The organism is Collinsella sp. AF29-7AC, from assembly GCF_003475665.1.
In the GTDB taxonomy this organism is placed as follows: Bacteria; Actinomycetota; Coriobacteriia; order Coriobacteriales; family Coriobacteriaceae; genus Collinsella.
The window spans coordinates 28,170-46,662 of record NZ_QRQX01000007.1; the positions used below are offsets into that span (position 1 = coordinate 28,170).

Genomic DNA, 18,493 nt, shown 5'->3' on the forward strand with positions numbered 1-18,493 from the left:
GTTTTCCGTTGCGCGTTCCGTATCAAGACTGCTTTCATTTAATTGAGCCGCTGCTCGCCAAGGTCGAAAAGCCGAGCCGCTATATCGATCACGAGTGGGGCACGCTTTCAAAGGCCGATGCCGACTACCGTTGCTGCCTGATCTACCCGGATGTGTACGAGGTCGGTCTGCCCAACCAGGGCATCGCCATCCTCTACAACATCCTTAACCAGGCCGAGGGCATCTCCTGCGAGCGTGGCTATGTGCCGTGGCCCGATATGGGTGACGCCATGCGCGAGGCGGGTATTCCGCTGCTGTCGCTCGAGGGTGCCGCCCCCGTCGCTTCGTTTGATATCGTCGGTCTGCATGTGCCGCACGAGATGGCGGTGACGAACTTCCTTGAGGCACTCGACCTCGCTGGCATTCCGCTGTTAGCGGCCGACCGAGGTGAAGACGACCCCATCATCATCGCCGGCGGCCCCTCGGTGTACAACCCCGAGCCGTACGCGGCCTTCTTCGATGCCATCCTCATCGGCGAGGGCGAGGAATCGCTGCTCGAGACCTGCCAGCTGCATCGCCGCCTGCGCGACGAAGGAGTCCCGCGCGCGCAGATTGTTGAGCAGCTTGCATCCATTGCCGGCAACTACGTGCCGTCGCTCTATGAGGTTCGTCACGACGAGCCCTGCTCGCCGCATGGCTACACCGTGCCGCGCGAGGGCAAGGATGCGCCGACCGTGGTCTACAAACGCGTCGTCGAGGATTTCGGCGCCACGAATCCGCTGTCGCAGTCGTGCGTGCCCTATGCGCAGCTGGTTCACGACCGCCTGTCTATCGAGATTCTGCGCGGCTGCGCTCGCGGCTGTCGTTTTTGCCAGGCCGGCATGACGTATCGCCCGGTGCGTGAGCGTTCGGCCGACCAGATCGTCTCGTCGGTGATCCAGGGCCTGGAAAAGACCGGCTATGACGAGGTGTCGCTTACCTCGCTTTCGACGACCGACCACTCCTGCATCCGCGATGTGCTCGGTCGCCTTAACCGCCGTCTGGAAGACACGGGCATTCGCGTGTCCATTCCCTCGCAGCGCCTGGATTCGTTTGGCGTGGATATGGCCGAGTCGGTCGCCGGCGAAAAGAAGGGCGGCCTGACGTTCGCGCCCGAGGCGGGCAGCCAGCGTATGCGCGACATCATCAACAAGAACGTGACCGAGGAGGACTTGGATCGCGCGGCCAAGGCAGCCTTCGAGGCCGGCTGGAACCGCATGAAGCTCTACTTCATGATGGGCCTTCCCGGCGAGCGCGATGAGGACATCGTGGCTATCGCCAACCTGGCCGATCACGTGCTGGAGCTTGGCCGTTCCGTGGTGCCCAAGGCGCGCCGCGGGTCTATCTCGGTGTCTATCTCGGTTTCGGTGTTCATCCCCAAGGCGGCAACGCCCTTCCAGTGGTGCCCGCAGCTCGATTACGACGACGTCAAGCGCCGCCAGAAGCTGCTCATCACGAGCGTTCGTAACCGTGCCGTCCGCGTGCATTACCACGATGCCGAGACCTCGCTCATCGAGGCTGCGCTCTCCCGTGCCGGTCGCGATATGACGCCGGTCATCATCGATGCCTGGCGTGCGGGCTCGCGCTTCGACGCCTGGGTGGAGCACTTTTCGCTCGACAACTGGAAGGAGGCCGCTGCCAAAAACGGCATCGACCTCAACGAGCTCGTGCACCTGCCCTATGAGCTGGACTGGCGTCTGCCCTGGGAGCACGTGAGCCCCGGCTGCTCGCGCGGCTTCCTCGAGCGCGAATACCGCCGTTCGCTCGAGGGCGTCACGACGCCCGACTGCACCCGCACGTCGTGCACCGGTTGCGGAATCTGCCCCACGCTCCACGCCAAGAATGTATTGATGGGTGATCGCGCATGAGTGAGCGTTTGACCGACAATCCCACGCTCTTTAGGCTGCGCGTTCGCTACGGCAAGCGTGATCGCCTCAAGTACCTGGGCCATTTGGAACTAATCCATACCATTGAGCGTATCGTGCGCCGTGCGGGCCTGCCCTATGCCGTGACGCAGGGTTTCTCACCGCATATGCGCGTGGGCTTTTCGTCGGCGCTGCCCGTGGGCACGTCGTCGACCTGCGAGTGGTATGACCTGTTTATGACCGAGTTCGTCGCGCTTGACGAGGCCTTTGAGCGTCTGGCCGCTGCATCACCGGCCGATCTGGCGCCTATCGAGGCTGCCTACATCGACGTGCGCACGCCGGCGTTGACGGCGCAGCTCACGCGTCTGTCGTATCGCATCGACCTGCACTTGGATCCCGAGGCGCCCGTAAGCACCGACGAGGTGCGTCGTGCGATCGACACGCTGCGCGCGGACCATGGCATCGACTACGCGCGCGGCAAAAAGAGCAAGCGCTTGGATTTGGATCACACGCTCGTGGGCTATGAGCTCACGGCGGGGGAGCGCCCGGACCATTTGGTGCTCATGCTCGACACCCATGCCGACAACGAGGGCTCCATGCGTCCGGAAATTTTGCTTTCTGCTGCTGATGTTTTGTTGCAGGGCTTGACCCCGGGCGTGGATGCACCTATTGTTTCCACCGGTATGCAAGACCTCGTGACCATCTGCTCCTACGATGTCGAGCGTCAGAATCAAGCATGCGAGGACGACGAGGGCCGACTCGTCAGCCCCATACCTGTGCGAACTTGTGGATTTGCTCCACATACTCGTTGACGGGGGTATTTTCGCCTGCTACTATATTCGGCTGTTGCACTAACTGATGCATGAAGGGCAAGTAAACATGTACGCAATCGTTAACACGGGCGGCAAGCAGTACAAGGTCGCCACCGACGATGTCATCACCGTCGAGAAGATCGAGGGCAATGAGGGCGACAAGGTCACCCTGCCGGTCATCTTCCTCAACGATGGTAAGAAGATCGTCACCGATCCCGACAAGCTGGCCAAGGCCAAGGTTACCGCTCAGATCGTTGAGCAGTTCAAGGGCGAGAAGCAGCTGGTCTTCAAGTTCCACAAGCGTAAGCGCTATCGTCGTCTGAAGGGTCACCGTCAGCAGCTCACCAAGCTGAAGATCGTGAAGGTCCAGGCTACGTCCCGCGCCAAGAAGGCTGTCAAGGCAGAGGCCGAGGCTGTTGCCGAGGCTCCCGTCGCCGAGTAGATTACACTCGTAACGAAAGAGTAGGTATACACAATGGCACACAAAAAAGGACTCGGTTCCTCCCGTAATGGCCGTGACTCCCGCGGTCAGCGCCTTGGCACGAAGCGCTATGCCGGCCAGACGGTAACCACGGGCACGATTCTCGTCCGTCAGCACGGCACTCACATCCACCCGGGTGAGAACGTTGGCCGTGGCAAGGACGACACGCTGTTCGCGCTGGTCGACGGTACCGTTGAGTTCCACAAGGGTATCAAGCACAGGGTCAGCGTACGCCCGCTCGCGAACGCGTAATTCACCCTTCATAGAGCACATATGTGGGAGGCACTTGAGTTTTAGGATTCAAGGGTCTCCCTCTTTTTGTAGGAGGCGATTCTGTTGTCACAGTTCACCGATATCAGCCGTATTAACGTGTGCGGCGGCGACGGCGGAGCCGGATGCATGTCGTTTAGGCGCGAGGCATTTGTCCCCAAGGGCGGCCCCGATGGCGGCGACGGCGGTCGTGGCGGCAATGTCGTCATCCAGGCCGATGCTCAGCTGTCTTCGTTGATCGATTACCGCTTTAAGCATCACTTCCGCGCCGAGCGCGGCACGCACGGGCAGGGTGCCCGTCGTAACGGTAAGAGCGGCGAGGACCTAATTTTGAAGGTTCCTATGGGCACCGTGGTGCGCGAGCTCGACCCCGAGACGCAGACCCCGATGTTCGAGATTGCCGACCTGGTGCATGATGGCGAGCGCGTTGTCGTGGCGCCCGGCGGTGCCGGTGGCCTGGGCAACACGCACTTTGTGACGTCGGTGCGCCGCGCGCCCGCGTTCGCTCAGCTGGGCGAACCGGCCGAGGAGCACTGGATTGAGCTCGAGATGAAGCTTATGGCCGATGCCGCGCTCGTGGGCTTCCCCTCGGTGGGCAAGTCCTCGCTTATCGCGCGCATGAGTGCCGCCCGTCCCAAGATCGCCGACTATCCGTTTACAACGCTCGTGCCGAACCTCGGCATGGTGCGTGCCGGTGAGTATTCTTACGTCGTTGCCGACGTTCCTGGTTTGATCGAGGGCGCAAGCGAGGGCAAGGGCCTGGGCCATCAGTTCCTGCGCCACATTGAGCGCACGGCGCTCATCATGCATGTCGTTGACATGACGGGCGGGTTTGAGGATCGCGACCCGGTTGAGGATTACCGTATCATCAACCGTGAGCTCGAGCAGTATGGCGCCGAGCTTTCGGAGCGTCCGCAGATCGTCGTCGCCAACAAGTGCGATGCGCCGGGCACGGCCGACAAGATTGCCGACCTCAAGCGTGCGGCACTCGACGACGGCCATATGTTCTTTGCCGTGTCCGCCGTGACGGGTGCCGGTCTCAATACGCTGATGCTTGCCGTAGGCGAGCAGGTGGCTAAGCTTCGCGCCGAGCTGGCGGTCTCTGATGAGCCGGTCGATCTGCGCGACGAGGAGTGGGAGCGCCGCCGTCTGCAGCGCGAGAAGCGGTTCCGCATTGTCCAGGAAGAGCCCGGCGCCTTCCGCGTGGTCGGTCGTGCCATCGAGCGCATGGTCATCCAGACCGACTGGGAAAACGAGGAAGCCGTCATCTACCTGCAGCATAAGTTTGCGCGTATGGGTGTTGACGACGCGCTCGAGAAGGCCGGTTGCCGTGCGGGCGACGAGGTCCGCATTTGCCAGCGCGCCTTTGACTTTGAGGGCGCTGAGGACTTCTCGGAGTACGAGGAGCTCGAGGACGCTGGCGAGGACGTTGCCGTTGAGGCCATTGACGTGGCCGATGCTGCGGATGAGGGCGTCGAGGCTATCGATGCGGCGGATGCCGCGGACGATGCCGAGACCTCGGAGGGCGAGTAAGCCATGTCGCTGCGCGGTGGAATCGGTTTGCCCGAGCTTCCCATAAAAGAGGGCAAGGAGTTTCGGCTTGGCATTATGGGCGGCACATTCGACCCGATTCATTACGGGCACCTGGTGACTGCCGAGCAGGCGCGCGAGTCGCTCGACTTGGACGCTGTGCTCTTTATGCCGGCGGGCTCTCCCGCCTTTAAGCTTGACAAGCCGGTGACGCCTGCCGAGGACCGTTATGCCATGACGGTCCTCGCCACCGCCGCGAACCCGGCCTTTTTGGCGAGCCGGTTCGAGATTGACCGTCCGGGCGTAACCTATACGGCCGATACGCTTCATGCCCTTCGCGATTTTTACCCGCCGCAGGTAAAGCTCTACTTTATTACGGGCGCCGATGCGATTATCGATATTGTGACCTGGCATGATGCCGAACGAATCGCTGAGCTTGCTACCTTTATTGCGGCGACGCGACCGGGCTTTGATATCGATACGGCGCGTGCCCGAATCAAAGAGTCGGGGCTGCCGTTCGACGTGCGCTATATTCAGATTCCGGCGCTGGCGATCAGCTCGACGAACATTCGTAAGCGAGTTGCCCGCGGCATGAGCGTGCGCTATCTTACGAGCGAGTCCGTGCTCGGCTACATTCGCAAGCGCAGGCTATATGCCGATTTGGGCCAAGAAGATTTTGAGTGATGGGGGCTACGTTGTCGGTAGAGGATCAGTTTGAGGGCGATGAGCGCGCGCTGCTCAAGCGCATTCAAGAGCTGCTCGATGTTCGCATGAAAGATAAGCGCAAGCGCTATGTGCATTCGCTGGGTGTTGCCGAGACCGCACTTCATCTGGCCGAGGTCTACGGCGTTGACCGCTTTGATGCGGCTGCCGCCGGCTTAATTCACGATTGGGACAAGGTTCTTTCCGATGACGAGCTCGTGGCCCGCGCGCTTCACTATGGCATCAAGGTTGCCGGCTCTCCTTCCGCCGCGACGCCGCTTTTGCATGGCCCTGTTGCCGCCTATGAGCTTCCGCAGCTTTTCCCCGAGCTGTCGCCGGCTGTTTTCCAGGCTGTCGACCGTCACACCGTGGGTGCCTGCGACATGACGCCGCTCGATATGGTGGTCTTTGTGGCCGATGCCATCGAACCCAACCGCCATGGTGATTATGCCCACGCGCTGCGCAAGATGGTGGGGGAGTCGACGCTTGACGAGTTGTTCTTCTCCTGTTTTGCGCAGGGTCTGGTCTATGTGATCCAGTCCGGGCGCTATCTTTATCCCACGGCTATTACGATTTACAACCATTACGCCCAGCTGCGCTAGCTCGGGTGTGTCTAGAAAGAGGTATTCCATGGCCGACGAGACCATGACTGACGAGCAGATTCTTGAAGGTGTGGAGCACAAGAGTTTCGTTGCCACGTCCGACCGCACCGCCGCCTCGCTGTCCGCGAGCGGTGTCGCCGCCGAGGATGTCGCCCGCGCCGCCGCGCAGGCCGCCTACGACAAGAAGGGCGACGACGTGCAGGTGCTCGACCTGACCGAGCTTTCCGACGTGTGCGACTACTTTGTGCTTGCCACCGGTACCAACAACCGCCAGGTCGATTCGATCGTCGACGAGATCGAGGAGAAGGTCGCCGAGGCTTGCGGCGAGCATCCGTTCTCCATCGAGGGCCGCGAGCAGAAGACCTGGATGCTCATGGACTACGGCTCGGTTGTCGTCCACGTCTTCACTCCCGAAGCCCGCGACTTCTACCGCCTAGAAAAGCTCTGGGGTGACGCCCCCCAGCTCCCCCTCAATCTCCTCTAGTAGCTCATTTGATACGGGGCTTTTTAGCTAGCTTCGCGCATTTCGCCGGGCAGTTGCGGTTTTCCGCACCTGCCCGGCTTTCTTTTTTGCCTAAAGGCGGTTAATCGTTGAAGCGGGATTGGCGGCCGAAGGATAGGGCGGTGTCGCCGAATTTGTCTCGGACGGCGTCGATGGCGACGGAGAGGTCGCGTCGGTCGCTGGATTGGGCCCCGCGGCCATCGACTTCGCAGAACAGGTCGGTTTGGATACCGCCTTGGTGGTTGAAGTCGCTCATTCCGATACCTGCCAGACGCACGTGCATGCCTTCTTGCCAGATATTGTCGAGCAGCTCGAGCGCCACGGCAACAAAGATATTCTCGTCATCGGTGGGGTGTGGAAGTCGACGCTGTGCCGTACGCCCGCTGCCATACGAATACTTAAGCTTGAGCGTCACCGTGGCGCCCGTTAGTCCCTGACGGCGCAGACGGCGTCCCACTGACTCTCCCAACAGCGCAATCGCCGCTTCGATGTCCCCACGCTCAGTCAAATCTTTCGCAAAGGTGCGCTCATTGCTCACCGATTTAACCTCGCGTTCCTCGTCCAGACTCGTGACTTCGGAAACCTCGAGTCCCAGCGCACGCTGGCGCATGCGTTCGCCGTTGACGCCAAAAATAGAGGCCAAGGTGGATTCCGGTGCACGTGATAGCTCGCCGAGGGTGTAGATGCGCATGCGGCGCAGTCGCTCCTCGGCTGAGCGTCCGATGCCGCTCATGGCAGACACCGGCAGCGCGGCCAAAAAGCGCTGCTCGGTTCCGGGGCGCACGATGGTCAGCCCAAACGGCTTATCCCGCTCGCTTGCGATCTTTGCAACCGTCTTGTTGCAGCCCACGCCGATGGAGCACGTCACTCCCAGCGCTGCCACGCGGTCGCTTATACGCCGCGCAACCAGCAGTGGGTCTTCGGGCGCAAAGCGACCCGGTGTGATATCGATAAAGGCTTCGTCGATGGATACGCGCTCAACGCGCGGGGTCTCGTCGGCGAGAATCGCCATGACCTGCGCGCTCACCTCGCGGTAGCGATCAAAGTGCCCGTGCGTCCAAATGGCTTGCGGGCACAAGCGCCGCGCCTCGGCCGAGGCCATGGCAGAGTGCACGCCAAAGCGACGTGCCTCATACGAACACGTGGACACGACGCCACGCGAATCGGCGTCTCCGCCCACGATGAGCGGCTTTCCGCGCCATTCGGGATGATCGAGCATTTCCACGCTCGCAAAAAACGCATCGAGGTCCATCAGGCCCACTGCCGGACCCGTCCAGGGAGGCGGCGTGACGCCCATGGCATCCTCATAACCGTATGTATGTTCGCGTCTTTCCATGTCATGAGTATACCGCGCAGCTCATGTGGGGTGCGTGTATGTGCTTGCAAATCCCGAATTCTTGTCTAAGATATGGATTTGCCCTCGACTACACCGAAGAAGTTGGTCTCACGGACTTCACCTGCCCGCGTCGATGGCGTATTATGTTCAACTGTTTGTTTGTAGTTGCAGCCTAAAGCTGCTTGGTTGGAGGAGTTTCCTTTGGCAGTCAAGATTCGCCTTGCTCGTCACGGCGCTAAGAAGCGTCCGTACTACCGTGTCGTCGTCGCCGATTCCCGCGCCCCGCGTGACGGTCGTATCATCGAGGAGGTTGGCCGCTACAACCCGATGACCGCCCCCAAGACCATCAACCTCGACCTCGAGAAGATCGCCGACTGGCAGTCCAAGGGCGCTCAGCTCACCGACGCCGTCGCCGCTCTGGTCAAGGCCGCCAACGAGGGCGAGAAGACCGAGACCGTCGTCAAGAAGTCCAAGAAGCAGCTCGCCAAAGAGGCCGAGGCCGCTAAGGCTGCCGCTGAGGCCGCTGAGGGCGCCGAGGAGTAAATCGTGCCTGAGGTTGACGCTGCACAGCTCGAGGGTGAGGCAATGCTCTCAGATCGCATCGCCGATCTCGTCGAATATCTCGTTGTTCAGATCGTCGACGACCCGGATTCCGTGAGCCTTGAGGTCATCGATGGTGACGACGCCTCTACGATCGAGGTTTCGGTCGCCGAGGATGACGTCGCTAAGGTCATCGGCCGTCGTGGCCGTACCATCAAGGCCATTCGCACGCTCGCCCGTGCACTGGCCGCTCGCCTCGACACTGCTGTCGAGGTAGAGGTTCTGGGCTAGGACCTTGAGGTCCCAGTACAAAAACATCGCCCGTGTGGTCAAGCCGCACGGAAGGAAGGGGGAGGTCCTCGCGCAACCGCTGCGGGGGCTTCCTTCTGTATTAGAGCCGGGTATGCGCGTCGCCCTGACGCCGCCGGCGCTCAAGCGCGACCGCTTTTGCACGGTCGTGTCCGTCACCGATACGGGCGATGGCGATCTGGTCTCGTTTGAGGGCATTGACGACTTGACGGCCGCCGAGGGCATCACGGGATGCTATGTGTTGGCAAATCGTGACGATTTAGAGCTCGATTCACTCGACGCCGCCTATACCGACCTGATGGGTCGCGAGGTGGTCGACGAGCGCTTCGGTTCACTCGGCACGATCGTCGAGATCATGTCGACGCCCGCTAACGATGTTTGGGTTGTCGAGGGTGATCGGTACGGCGAGGTACTGATTCCTGTGATCGAGCAGGTTGTGCTCGATCTTCCCGACACAGGAACAATTTCCGTCCACGTTATGGACGGCCTGATCGATATGGACAAGTAGGGAGGACAACATGCTGATTGAGACCCTTTCGGTCTTTCCCGAGATGTTTGAGCCCGTCATGTCCACATCGATTTTGGGCCGCGCCCGCAAGGCCGGCCTTTTTGATTTTAAGGCGTATAACCTGCGCGACTGGACGCACGACCGCCATCGTACCGTCGATGACGAGCCGTACGGCGGCGGGCAGGGCATGCTCATGAAGGTCGAGCCTATTGTCGAGGCCATCGAGGCTATTAGCTCCGAGGGTCCTAAGCCCACCGTGGTGTTTTTTACCCCCTGTGGCGAGCCCTTTACACAGCATGTGGCCGAGCGCCTGCTCAAAAGCGAGCGCTTGCTGTTTGTGTGCAGCCGTTACGAGGGTGTCGACGAGCGTGCCTATGCGTATGCCGACGAGCGCCTGTCGATCGGCGATTACGTGCTCACGGGCGGCGAGCTTCCCGCTATGGTCGTTGCCGATGCCGTCGTACGCCTGATTCCCGGCGCCCTTGGTGACGAGATGAGCAACGTCGACGAGTCGTTCTCGACCGCCGAGGACGGAGGCCTGCTCGAGTATGCGCAGTACACTCGCCCTGCTGAATTCAACGGCGAGGGCGTGCCGCCGGTGCTCGTGAGCGGTGACCATGCCAAGGTTGACGCCTGGCGCCGTAAGAATGCCATCGAGCGCACCTGCCGCTGGCGTCCCGACCTGATCGAGACGGCACGGCTTACGCCCCAGGAGCGCGCATACGCGCAGGAGATTCTGGACGCTTCGTATTCGCAGAGCGAGGAGTGAGAATGGTTCCATCGCAGCATTCCGCGTTGAGGGGCGCTTTTGAGTGGGTCGCGGTCATCGCGATCGCGCTCGTGGCCACCTTCCTGATCCGCACCTTTGTGGTCGAGCCCTTTGTGGTACCCACCGGCTCCATGGAGGACACGATCGAGATTGGCGACCAGATCCTGGCACAAAAGGTGAGCCTCGAGCTCGGTCAGCCCGTCAAACAGGGTGATATCGTGGTGTTCCACAACCCCGATGTCACTTCCGAGCATGATGTTCTTGTCAAGCGTGTTATTGCCACGGCCGGCCAGACGGTCGACCTGCAGGACGGCAAGGTGGTCGTTGACGGCCAAGCGCTCGATGAGGACTATACGACGGGCATGAGCTGGCCGCTTTCGGTCCAAGCGCCTGGCGCCCAGGTGAGTTATCCCTACACCGTTCCCGACGGGTGCGTGTGGGTGATGGGCGACAACCGCGAAAACTCTGCCGACTCGCGCTACTTTGGTCCCGTCGATCGCTCTGATTTGATCGCTGTGGCGCTTGTGCGCTACTGGCCGCTCAACCGCATCGGCGCTATCGACTAAAAACCGCTATAGTACAGTACCTAACCGTGTAATCGTTTCGACGAGGGGATATTAGAGGCATGAACGCTTCATCGCTTTCCTTCCAAGACATCATCCTGCGCCTCCAGCAGTACTGGGGCGAGCAGGGCTGCGTCATTATGCAGCCCTATGACTCCGAGGTCGGTGCCGGTACCTTCCATACCGCGACCACGCTGCGCTCGCTCGGTCCCGCCGAATGGCGCACCTGCTATGCGCAGCCCTGCCGCCGTCCCGCCGACGGCCGCTACGGCGAGAACCCTAACCGCATGCAGCACTACTATCAGTTCCAGGTGCTCATTAAGCCCTCTCCGGTTAATGCTCAGGAGCTTTACCTGGGGTCTCTTGCTGCCATTGGCCTGGACCCCAACGACCATGACGTCCGTTTTGTCGAGGACGACTGGGAGAGCCCGACGCTGGGCGCCTGGGGCCTTGGCTGGGAGGTCTGGCTCAACGGCATGGAGGTCACGCAGTTCACGTACTTCCAGCAGGTGGGCGGTATCGAGGTCGCCCCCGTGCCCGTCGAGATCACCTATGGCCTGGAGCGTATCGCCATGTACGCTCAGGGCGTCAACTCGGTCTACGATCTGGTGTGGAGCTATCTGCCCGACGGCACGCCCATGACCTACGGCGACGTGTTCCTCGAGAACGAGCGCGAGTTCAGTGCCTATAACTTTGAGGTCGCCAACGTCGAGATGATGCGTCAGAAGTTTGACGACTACGAGGCCGAGTGCCATTCCTGCCTGGAGCGCAAGCTGCCGTTGCCGGCGTACGACTGTGTCATGAAGTGCAGTCACGCCTTCAACCTGCTCGATGCCCGCGGCGCCCTGTCCGCGGTCGAGCGTGCCAACTACATCCTGCGCGTCCGCGCCGTCGCCAAGGCGTGCTGCGAGGCCTACATGGCCGAGGTCGCCGGAGTCAACGAGAATGCCGACCAGGAAGGCGAGGTGGCGTAAGCCATGGCAGACGCTAAGGATTTCCTGTTTGAGATCGGTACGGAGGAAATGCCCTCTGCACCGCTGAACAATGCCGTCAAGCAGCTTGGTACCATGATCGCCAAGGGTCTCGACGAGGCCGGTCTGGCCCACGGCGAGGTCCGCGTGATCTCGAGCCCGCGTCGCCTGGCTGCGCTCGTTGCCGACGTTGCCACCGCGACCGATGAGGTTCACGAGGTCAAGCGTGGCCCCGCGGCAAACATCGCCTTCGACGCTGACGGTAACGCCACCAAGGCCGCCCAGGGCTTCGCCCGCAAGTGCGGTGTGGCTGCCGAGGACCTGGTCCGTCGTGAGGATACCGACGGTCGCGAGTATGTCTTTGCCGAGAAGAACATTCCCTCCGCACCGGCAACCCCGATCCTGACGGCCCTGTGCGAGAAGACCATTGCCGGCCTGCAGTGGCCCAACTACCGCTCCCAGCGCTGGGGCCACGAGCACGCGACGTTCGTGCGTCCGGTCCGCTGGATTTGCTGCCTTCTGGGCGAGGATGTTGTTCCCGTGTCGTTTGCCGACGTGACGAGTGGCAACACCACGCGTGGTCATCGCGTACTTGGCCCTGGTGACCACGTTGTCGCCAGCCCCGCCGTCTACGAGCAGGTGCTCGAGGACGCCGGCGTGCTCTCTGCTGAGCGTCGTCGCGAGGCGATTCTCGCCGGTATCGCCGAGGTCGAGGCTGCCCGTCCCGGCTGCCATGTCGATACGCCTAAGAAGGTTTTCGAGGAGGTTATCAACCTCTGCGAGTGGCCGACGGTGCTCGTCGGTACTTTCGACGAGGAGTTCCTCAAGGTCCCGCACGAGATTATCTGCGAGTCCATGCTCACCAACCAGCGCTACTTCCCGATCTATGACGGCGAGGGCAAGCTCACGCGTGAGTTCGTGGTCGTCTCCAACAGCAAGCCCGAGAATGCCGAGCGCGTGATCGACGGCAACGAGCGCGTCGTGCGCGCCCGTCTAGACGACGCTAAGTTCTTCTACGAGGAGGACCTGAAGATCTCCCTCGACGAGTTCCGCGAGCGTCTGGCCAAGGTTGCCTTCCAGGAGAAGCTCGGCAGCGTGCTCGCCAAGTCCGAGCGCATCGAGCAGCTCGCGCTCGCTATTGCCCGCGAGGCTCATCTGGGCGCCCATCTTGCCGCCGACGCTGCTCGCGCCGCGCACCTGTGCAAGGCCGACCTGGTGTCCAACGCCGTCGTCGAGTTCACGAGTCAGCAGGGCGTGATGGGCGGTTACTACGCCACCGCGATGGGGGAGAACGACGAGGTCGCCCACGCCATTCGCGATCACTATCGTCCCCGTTTTGCCGGTGACGAGCTGCCTGAGGGCACCGCTGGCTGCATCGTGGCCTGCGCCGACAAGCTTGATACCATCGCCGGTATCTTTGCCATCGGCGAGCCCCCGACTGGCTCCTCCGATCCCTACGCGCTGCGTCGTGCCGCTATCGGTATCATCAACATCCTGCGCGACCGTCTGCCGATCGATCCCACGTCGCTCATCGACTTTGCGCTCGAGCTCTATAGCGAGCAGGGCATTGAGTTCGACGCCGCCGAGGTCGCCCAGCAGGTTCGTGACTTCTTCCATGGCCGCCTGGTGAGCATGGCCCGCGACGAAAAGATCCCGGCCGATACCGTTGCCGCCGTCTCCGCGGTGCACATTATCGCCCCGTCCGTCTTCTTCGCCCGCTGCGCCGCCCTCGACGAGGCCCGCAAGAACGACGCTGAGACGTTCGACAACCTGGCGACCGCCTATGCCCGCGCCGCGCATATCTCCAAGCCTGAGCTTGGTGCGGAGTATGACCGCAGCCTGATGGGCGAGGTCGAGCTCGCGCTCGCCGACGCCTCCGAGGCCGCTCAGACCGCTGTCGATGCCGCCCTTGCTGTCGAGGACTACCCGGCCGCATTTGCCGCCCTCGCCGCCCTGCGCGCGCCCATCGACCGTTTCTTCGATGAGGTCATGGTCATGGACAAAGACGAGCAGCTTCGCGATAATCGCCTTAAGCTGCTCAACCGCTTCGAGGCCGTTTTCTCCGGCATTGCCAACATCGGTGAGCTTGCCCGCAAGAAGTAAGCCAGCCTGCGCATAAGCGCAAAAGGAGCCCCGCATGGATTGCCCGGTCACCGCTCGTCCCACCGTTATCGTTATCTCCGACTCGCTCGGCGATACCGCTTGTGAGGTGGTGCTTGCGGCGTCCGGGCAATTTGATGTAGGGGCTTTTCGCGTTTTGCGCCTGCCTAAGGTGACCTCCGTGGAGCAGGTCAAGTCATTTGTGGGGCCGCGCGTCGATGCCGACCATCGCGATATCGCCGTGTTCCACACCATCGTCGATCCGGCGCTTCGCGCCCGCGTGCTCGATTATTTGGGCATGCTGCACATTCGCTCGGTCGACCTGATCGGTCCGACGCTCGCCGTATTGTCGTCGCTCATCGGTGCGCCGCCCAAAGGCGTTGCGGGCGTGATTCACAAGACCGACGATCGGTATTTCCATCGTATCGAGGCCATGGAGTATTTCGTTGAGCACGATGACGGTCGTGGTTGTGACGATCTGTCGGGTGCCGATATCGTGCTGCTGGGTGTGTCGCGTACATCCAAGACGCCGCTGTCGATGTATTTAGCCTATCAGGGCTACAAGGTCGCCAATGTTCCGTTGGCGCATGGCATGGAGCCGCCCAAGTCGATTTACGAGGTTGACCCGATGCGCCTGTTCGGCTTGATTTCGACCGTCGATGTGATTTCCGAGATTCGCGATAGCCGCTTGGGCGACGACTACGCCCGCGCCGTCGCAGGCTCCTATGCCGAGCCTGAGTGCGTGCGCAGCGAGCTCGAGGAAGCCCGTGCCCTCATGAAGCGCCTGGGCTGCTTTGTGGTGCGCACCGACGGCAAAGCCATCGAGGAAAGCGCTGCCGAGATCATTGCCCACCTCGAGGAGATCCAGGAAGCCAGGGCCCGCCGTGCCGCCCGCCGCGCTCAACAAAAGTAGCTCTCTTGGGACAAGGTTGTTTGGGTAGCTAATTTGGGACGGGGCTCTTTTAGCTGCCCAAAGAGAATACTTGGAAATAATGCTGATAAATGGTAAAGCGATTTAGCAAAAACATCGCATCCGACCTGCATTTTCCTTGTAGTGGTATCTTCATAAGCTAACCACCTTTACCTACCGTTTACCGCCGGTTTTAGCACGTTTACCAAACCGCGCACCCTCTGCTCAAGCCTGTCCAAAACCCGCCGTATAGTTCCCTCACGGCCCGCATCCGGCGGGTCGATTCGTTACCACGGTCGTGCGCGTAAGCGCATGGAAGGGGAAGTATCGTGAGCGATTGCAAGAGGGTTTACCGTTTTGGAACCGACGCCCAGGGCACCTGTGTCACTGAGGGCGACAAATCCATGAACTTCGTGCTTGGCGGCAAAGGCGCAAACCTTGCCGAGATGAGCCGCATCGGTCTGCCGGTCCCCGGTGGCTTTACCATTACCTGCCAGACCTGTGTCGAGTACTCCGGTGCCGGCAATGTGTGGCCCGAAGGCGCACTCGATGAGATTGTTGCCGCCGAGGCCGACCTCGAGGCCCGCTGCGGCAAAAAGCTCGGCGATGCCTCCGATCCGCTGCTCGTATCGGTTCGCTCGGGCGCTCCGTTCTCCATGCCCGGCATGATGGACACAGTCCTCAACCTGGGCCTCAATGACGATTCCGTTCAGGGCCTTATCGCCCAGACGCAAAACCCGCGCTTTGCCTGGGATAGCTACCGCCGCTTTATCCAGATGTTCTCCAACGTCGTCATGGGCGTCGACGCCGACCTATTCGAGAACGCCCTGACCCAGGCCCGCCTGGTCGCCGGCGTTCGTGTCGATTCCGAGCTTTCGGCCGAGGACCTGCAGGAGCTCGTCGAGACCTTTAAGGGCATCTTCTCCGAGAACGTCGAGGCGACCCTGTATCCCGAGCTCGAGGTCGCCGACGGTAAGCCCGTTTTCCCGCACGATCCGGAGCTCCAGCTGCGCCTTGCCATCCAGGCCGTCTTTGGCAGCTGGATGAACGAGCGCGCCTGCATCTACCGCAAGCAGCACGGCATTTCCGACGAGCTCGGCACCGCCGTCAACGTCCAGGCCATGGCCTTTGGCAACAAGGGCGAGACCTCTGCGACCGGCGTCGCCTTTACGCGCAACCCGGCCGACGGCACCAAGGAGTTCTATGGTGACTTTTTGGTGAATGCCCAGGGCGAGGACGTCGTCGCCGGCATCCGAAACACCGAGCCCATCGCCGACCTCAAGACCACCTCGGGCCTCGAGTCCGCAGGCGAGGAGCTCGAGCGCGTGTTCCTGACGCTCGAGGATCATTACCGCGATATGTGCGATATCGAGTTTACCATCGAGCAGGGCAAGCTCTGGATGCTCCAGACCCGCGTGGGCAAGCGCACCGCCACCGCCGCCCTGCGCATCGCCATCGAGATGGTCGAGGAGGGCCTCGTCACCCGCGAGGAGGCTGTGAGCCGCATCGATCCCGCGCAGCTCGACCAGCTCCTGCACCCGCAGTTCGACGCCTCCAAGAAGTACGAGGCCCTGGCCAGCGGCCTTAACGCCAGCCCTGGTGCCGCAGTGGGCGAGGTCGTGTTCTCGAGTGATGACGCCGTCGCGCGCGCCAACGAGGGCCACAAGGTCATTCTGGTCCGCTGGGAGACCAACCCCGACGACCTGAAGGGCATGGTCGCCGCCGAGGGCATCCTGACCAGCCACGGTGGCAAGACGAGCCATGCCGCCGTTATCGCCCGCGGCATGGGTACGCCCTGCGTTTGCGGCGTTGAGCGCTTCCACATTGACGCGGCAGAGAAGGTCGTGCGCATCGAGGGCAGCGACCGCGTGCTGCGCGAGGGCGATGTCATCTCCATCGACGGCACCCAGGGTATCGTCGTCGACGGCGCGGTCGACCTGGTCTCTGCAGAGCTCACCGGCGACCTGGACACCATCCTGTCTTGGGCCGATGAGATCCGTTTGGACGAGACCGATGGCCACGCCAACCACGTGCGCGTTAATGCCGACAACCCCGAGGATGCCGAGCTCGCGCTCGAGTTTGGCGCCGAGGCCATCGGTCTGTGCCGCACCGAGCACATGTTCCTGGGCGATCGCAAGAACATCATCCAGAGCTTTATCCTGTCTGACGATGAGGCCGTGAAGCAGCAGGCCCTGGCCGACCTGCTCAAGGTTCAGACCGAGGACTTCCTGGCGATGTTCAAGACCATGTCCGGTCGCGATGTGGTCGTCCGCCTGCTCGATCCGCCGCTTCATGAGTTCCTGGATAATCCTCGCGAGCTCGAGGTCGCCATCACCAAGAAGGAGGCCGCCGGCGCTCCCGAGGAGGAGCTCACTGCCCTGCGCGCCCGCCTGCGTCGCATTGACGGCATGGTCGAGTCCAACCCCATGCTGGGCTTGCGCGGCGTGCGCCTGTCCGTCGTCTTTGGCGATCTGCCGCTCATGCAGGTTCGCGCCGTCGCCACGGCCGCTGCCCGCCTTGTCAAGGAGGGTGTCGACCCGCGCCCCGAGATCATGGTTCCGCTCGTTTCCATCACGGCCGAGCATGTCCAGACCCGCGAGGTTATCGAGCGCGTGATCGCCGAGGTTTCCGCCGAGGAAGGCGTCGAGCTCAATATTCCCGTGGGCACGATGCTCGAGCTGCCGCGTGCCTGCATGGTCGCTGACGAGATCGCCCATCATGCCGACTTCTTCTGCTTTGGCACCAACGACCTCACCCAGACGACCTTTGGCTTCTCGCGCGATGACGCCGAGGCCAAGTTCATCCCGCTGTACATGCATAAAAAGATCCTGAAAGACAACCCCTTCGAGACCATCGACGCGGCGGTGCTGGAGCTGGTGCGCATGGCCGTCGAGAAGGGCCGCGCCACCAATCCCGACATGCACTTTGGCGTGTGCGGCGAGCACGGCGGCGACCCCAAGTCCATCAAGGGCCTGTTTAACGTGGCCGACGTGGACTACGTGTCCTGCTCGCCCTATCGCGTGCCCCTCGCGCGCCTGGCTGCCGCTCAGGCCAAGCTCGAGGCCAAGCGTTCCGCCTAACGTTTTGGGTTTAGACGCCTAGCGTAGCCCCCTTCATGCCGCCCGTCTCATTCGTGAGACGGGCGGTTATCATGTGCGGGTTTTGTCTTTTTGTCTGCGTGAAAAAATGTTCTTGCAGCAGAAACCCGCGCGTGTATACTCGAATACGTTTGTTCAACTACGTGCCGGCCAAGGTGGTACGGCACCTCTAGAAGAGTAAGGAATTGCACATGGATTACATCCGCGCAATCGAGCGTCAGCAGATCCGCGAGGACATTCCTCAGGTTCGCGTCGCCGACAACGTCAAGGTTCACTACCGCATTAAGGAAGGCGACCGCGAGCGCATTCAGGTCTTCCAGGGCGACGTCATCCGCATGGCCGGCGCCGGTGCCCGCGAGACCTTCACCGTCCGCAAGATGTCCTTCGGTGTCGGTGTTGAGCGTACCTTCCCGCTTCACAGCCCCAAGATCGCCAAGCTCGAGGTCGTCCGTCATGGTCGCGTCCGTCGCGCCAAGCTGTACTACCTCCGCGACAAGGTGGGCAAGGCTGCTCGCATCCCCGAGAAGCGCTAAGAAGATCGCAGCGTCTGTCCACTCGTTTGGACACAAGGGTCACCTTCGGGTGGCCCTTCTTTTTATCTGATTTG

19 protein-coding genes are annotated in these 18,493 nt (G+C 61.7%); 18 read left to right on the plus strand and 1 reads right to left on the minus strand.

Annotation, left to right across the window (positions count from 1 at the left end; all coding sequences use genetic code 11):
* The first annotated feature begins 8 nt into the window (after positions 1-8).
* From DWZ15_RS04415 to rsfS, 8 genes are all read left to right on the plus strand, one after another.
* On the plus strand, positions 9-1,886 hold the full coding sequence (locus tag DWZ15_RS04415; protein WP_117786065.1) for a TIGR03960 family B12-binding radical SAM protein: 1,878 nt from the start codon (positions 9-11) through the stop codon (positions 1,884-1,886).
* Complete coding sequence (locus DWZ15_RS04420; protein ID WP_118449612.1) at positions 1,883-2,695, plus strand: TIGR03936 family radical SAM-associated protein; 813 nt, start codon at positions 1,883-1,885, stop codon at positions 2,693-2,695. Before DWZ15_RS04415 ends, DWZ15_RS04420 begins: the two co-directional genes overlap by 4 nt.
* Before the next feature lie 67 nt (positions 2,696-2,762).
* Entirely contained in the window at positions 2,763-3,137 is a 375-nt protein-coding gene (gene rplU, locus DWZ15_RS04425; protein WP_035138585.1) for a 50S ribosomal protein L21, read from the plus strand.
* A 33-nt stretch (positions 3,138-3,170) separates the two neighbouring features.
* Positions 3,171-3,428 (plus strand): 50S ribosomal protein L27, encoded by a 258-nt coding sequence (gene rpmA / locus DWZ15_RS04430; protein WP_006236075.1) that lies wholly within the window; start codon positions 3,171-3,173, stop codon positions 3,426-3,428.
* A gap of 84 nt (positions 3,429-3,512) precedes the next feature.
* Complete coding sequence (gene obgE, locus DWZ15_RS04435; RefSeq protein WP_192934567.1) at positions 3,513-4,979, plus strand: GTPase ObgE; 1,467 nt, start codon at positions 3,513-3,515, stop codon at positions 4,977-4,979.
* Positions 4,980-4,982: 3 nt separating this feature from the next.
* The gene (gene nadD, locus DWZ15_RS04440; RefSeq protein WP_117637231.1) at positions 4,983-5,660 is read left to right on the plus strand and encodes a nicotinate-nucleotide adenylyltransferase; all 678 of its coding nucleotides are present in this window, start codon (positions 4,983-4,985) and stop codon (positions 5,658-5,660) included.
* 86 nt (positions 5,661-5,746) lie between these two features.
* Positions 5,747-6,280 (plus strand): bis(5'-nucleosyl)-tetraphosphatase (symmetrical) YqeK, encoded by a 534-nt coding sequence (yqeK, locus tag DWZ15_RS04445; RefSeq protein ID WP_192924102.1) that lies wholly within the window; start codon positions 5,747-5,749, stop codon positions 6,278-6,280.
* Positions 6,281-6,308: 28 nt separating this feature from the next.
* A complete protein-coding gene (gene rsfS / locus DWZ15_RS04450) occupies positions 6,309-6,764 on the plus strand; it encodes a ribosome silencing factor (RefSeq protein ID WP_117803142.1) in 456 nt (151 codons plus the stop codon).
* A gap of 100 nt (positions 6,765-6,864) precedes the next feature.
* On the opposite strand, the gene dinB is transcribed toward rsfS, so the two are convergent.
* Positions 6,865-8,118 (minus strand): DNA polymerase IV, encoded by a 1,254-nt coding sequence (gene dinB, locus DWZ15_RS04455; protein WP_199572076.1) that lies wholly within the window; start codon positions 8,116-8,118, stop codon positions 6,865-6,867.
* Positions 8,119-8,319: 201 nt separating this feature from the next.
* Here dinB and rpsP point away from each other — a divergent pair, with 201 nt between their 5' ends.
* The 10 genes from rpsP to rplS all read left to right on the plus strand — a co-directional run bounded on the left by rpsP (position 8,320) and on the right by rplS (position 18,419).
* Entirely contained in the window at positions 8,320-8,661 is a 342-nt protein-coding gene (rpsP, locus tag DWZ15_RS04460; protein ID WP_022094749.1) for a 30S ribosomal protein S16, read from the plus strand.
* 42 nt (positions 8,662-8,703) lie between these two features.
* Positions 8,704-8,949, plus strand: coding sequence for a KH domain-containing protein (locus DWZ15_RS04465; RefSeq protein ID WP_171021534.1), 246 nt, complete (start codon positions 8,704-8,706; stop codon positions 8,947-8,949).
* Positions 8,950-8,983: 34 nt separating this feature from the next.
* Positions 8,984-9,475: a ribosome maturation factor RimM gene (gene rimM, locus DWZ15_RS04470; protein WP_233544634.1), complete on the plus strand. Its 492-nt coding sequence runs from the start codon at positions 8,984-8,986 to the stop codon at positions 9,473-9,475.
* Between the two features lie 10 nt (positions 9,476-9,485).
* Positions 9,486-10,244, plus strand: a complete 759-nt coding sequence (trmD, locus tag DWZ15_RS04475) for a tRNA (guanosine(37)-N1)-methyltransferase TrmD (RefSeq protein ID WP_117854710.1) — start codon at positions 9,486-9,488, stop codon at positions 10,242-10,244.
* 2 nt (positions 10,245-10,246) lie between these two features.
* Positions 10,247-10,810: a signal peptidase I gene (gene lepB / locus DWZ15_RS04480; protein WP_117757138.1), complete on the plus strand. Its 564-nt coding sequence runs from the start codon at positions 10,247-10,249 to the stop codon at positions 10,808-10,810.
* Between the two features lie 59 nt (positions 10,811-10,869).
* Positions 10,870-11,781 (plus strand): glycine--tRNA ligase subunit alpha, encoded by a 912-nt coding sequence (locus DWZ15_RS04485; protein ID WP_118449616.1) that lies wholly within the window; start codon positions 10,870-10,872, stop codon positions 11,779-11,781.
* A 3-nt stretch (positions 11,782-11,784) separates the two neighbouring features.
* On the plus strand, positions 11,785-13,881 hold the full coding sequence (glyS, locus tag DWZ15_RS04490; RefSeq protein WP_118449618.1) for a glycine--tRNA ligase subunit beta: 2,097 nt from the start codon (positions 11,785-11,787) through the stop codon (positions 13,879-13,881).
* A gap of 34 nt (positions 13,882-13,915) precedes the next feature.
* Positions 13,916-14,791 (plus strand): pyruvate, water dikinase regulatory protein, encoded by an 876-nt coding sequence (locus tag DWZ15_RS04495; RefSeq protein ID WP_118449620.1) that lies wholly within the window; start codon positions 13,916-13,918, stop codon positions 14,789-14,791.
* A 326-nt stretch (positions 14,792-15,117) separates the two neighbouring features.
* Positions 15,118-17,868 carry a pyruvate, phosphate dikinase gene (gene ppdK / locus DWZ15_RS04500; protein WP_118449622.1) on the plus strand — a complete coding sequence of 917 codons (2,751 nt, stop codon included), beginning with the start codon at positions 15,118-15,120 and terminating at the stop codon, positions 17,866-17,868.
* Positions 17,869-18,077: 209 nt separating this feature from the next.
* Positions 18,078-18,419: a 50S ribosomal protein L19 gene (rplS, locus tag DWZ15_RS04505; RefSeq protein ID WP_006236098.1), complete on the plus strand. Its 342-nt coding sequence runs from the start codon at positions 18,078-18,080 to the stop codon at positions 18,417-18,419.
* The last annotated feature ends 74 nt before the right edge of the window (positions 18,420-18,493 follow it).

Coding starts and splice junctions, on each gene's coding strand:
- DWZ15_RS04420 (WP_118449612.1), top strand. CDS start 1,883: ATGAGTGAGCGTTTGACCGACAATCCCACGCTCTTTAGGCTGCGCGTT.
- rplU (WP_035138585.1), top strand. CDS start 2,763: ATGTACGCAATCGTTAACACGGGCGGCAAGCAGTACAAGGTCGCCACC.
- rpmA (WP_006236075.1), top strand. CDS start 3,171: ATGGCACACAAAAAAGGACTCGGTTCCTCCCGTAATGGCCGTGACTCC.
- nadD (WP_117637231.1), top strand. CDS start 4,983: ATGTCGCTGCGCGGTGGAATCGGTTTGCCCGAGCTTCCCATAAAAGAG.
- yqeK (WP_192924102.1), top strand. CDS start 5,747: ATGAAAGATAAGCGCAAGCGCTATGTGCATTCGCTGGGTGTTGCCGAG.
- rsfS (WP_117803142.1), top strand. CDS start 6,309: ATGGCCGACGAGACCATGACTGACGAGCAGATTCTTGAAGGTGTGGAG.
- dinB (WP_199572076.1), bottom strand. CDS start 8,118: ATGGAAAGACGCGAACATACATACGGTTATGAGGATGCCATGGGCGTC.
- DWZ15_RS04465 (WP_171021534.1), top strand. CDS start 8,704: ATGCTCTCAGATCGCATCGCCGATCTCGTCGAATATCTCGTTGTTCAG.
- trmD (WP_117854710.1), top strand. CDS start 9,486: ATGCTGATTGAGACCCTTTCGGTCTTTCCCGAGATGTTTGAGCCCGTC.
- lepB (WP_117757138.1), top strand. CDS start 10,247: ATGGTTCCATCGCAGCATTCCGCGTTGAGGGGCGCTTTTGAGTGGGTC.
- DWZ15_RS04485 (WP_118449616.1), top strand. CDS start 10,870: ATGAACGCTTCATCGCTTTCCTTCCAAGACATCATCCTGCGCCTCCAG.
- glyS (WP_118449618.1), top strand. CDS start 11,785: ATGGCAGACGCTAAGGATTTCCTGTTTGAGATCGGTACGGAGGAAATG.
- DWZ15_RS04495 (WP_118449620.1), top strand. CDS start 13,916: ATGGATTGCCCGGTCACCGCTCGTCCCACCGTTATCGTTATCTCCGAC.
- rplS (WP_006236098.1), top strand. CDS start 18,078: ATGGATTACATCCGCGCAATCGAGCGTCAGCAGATCCGCGAGGACATT.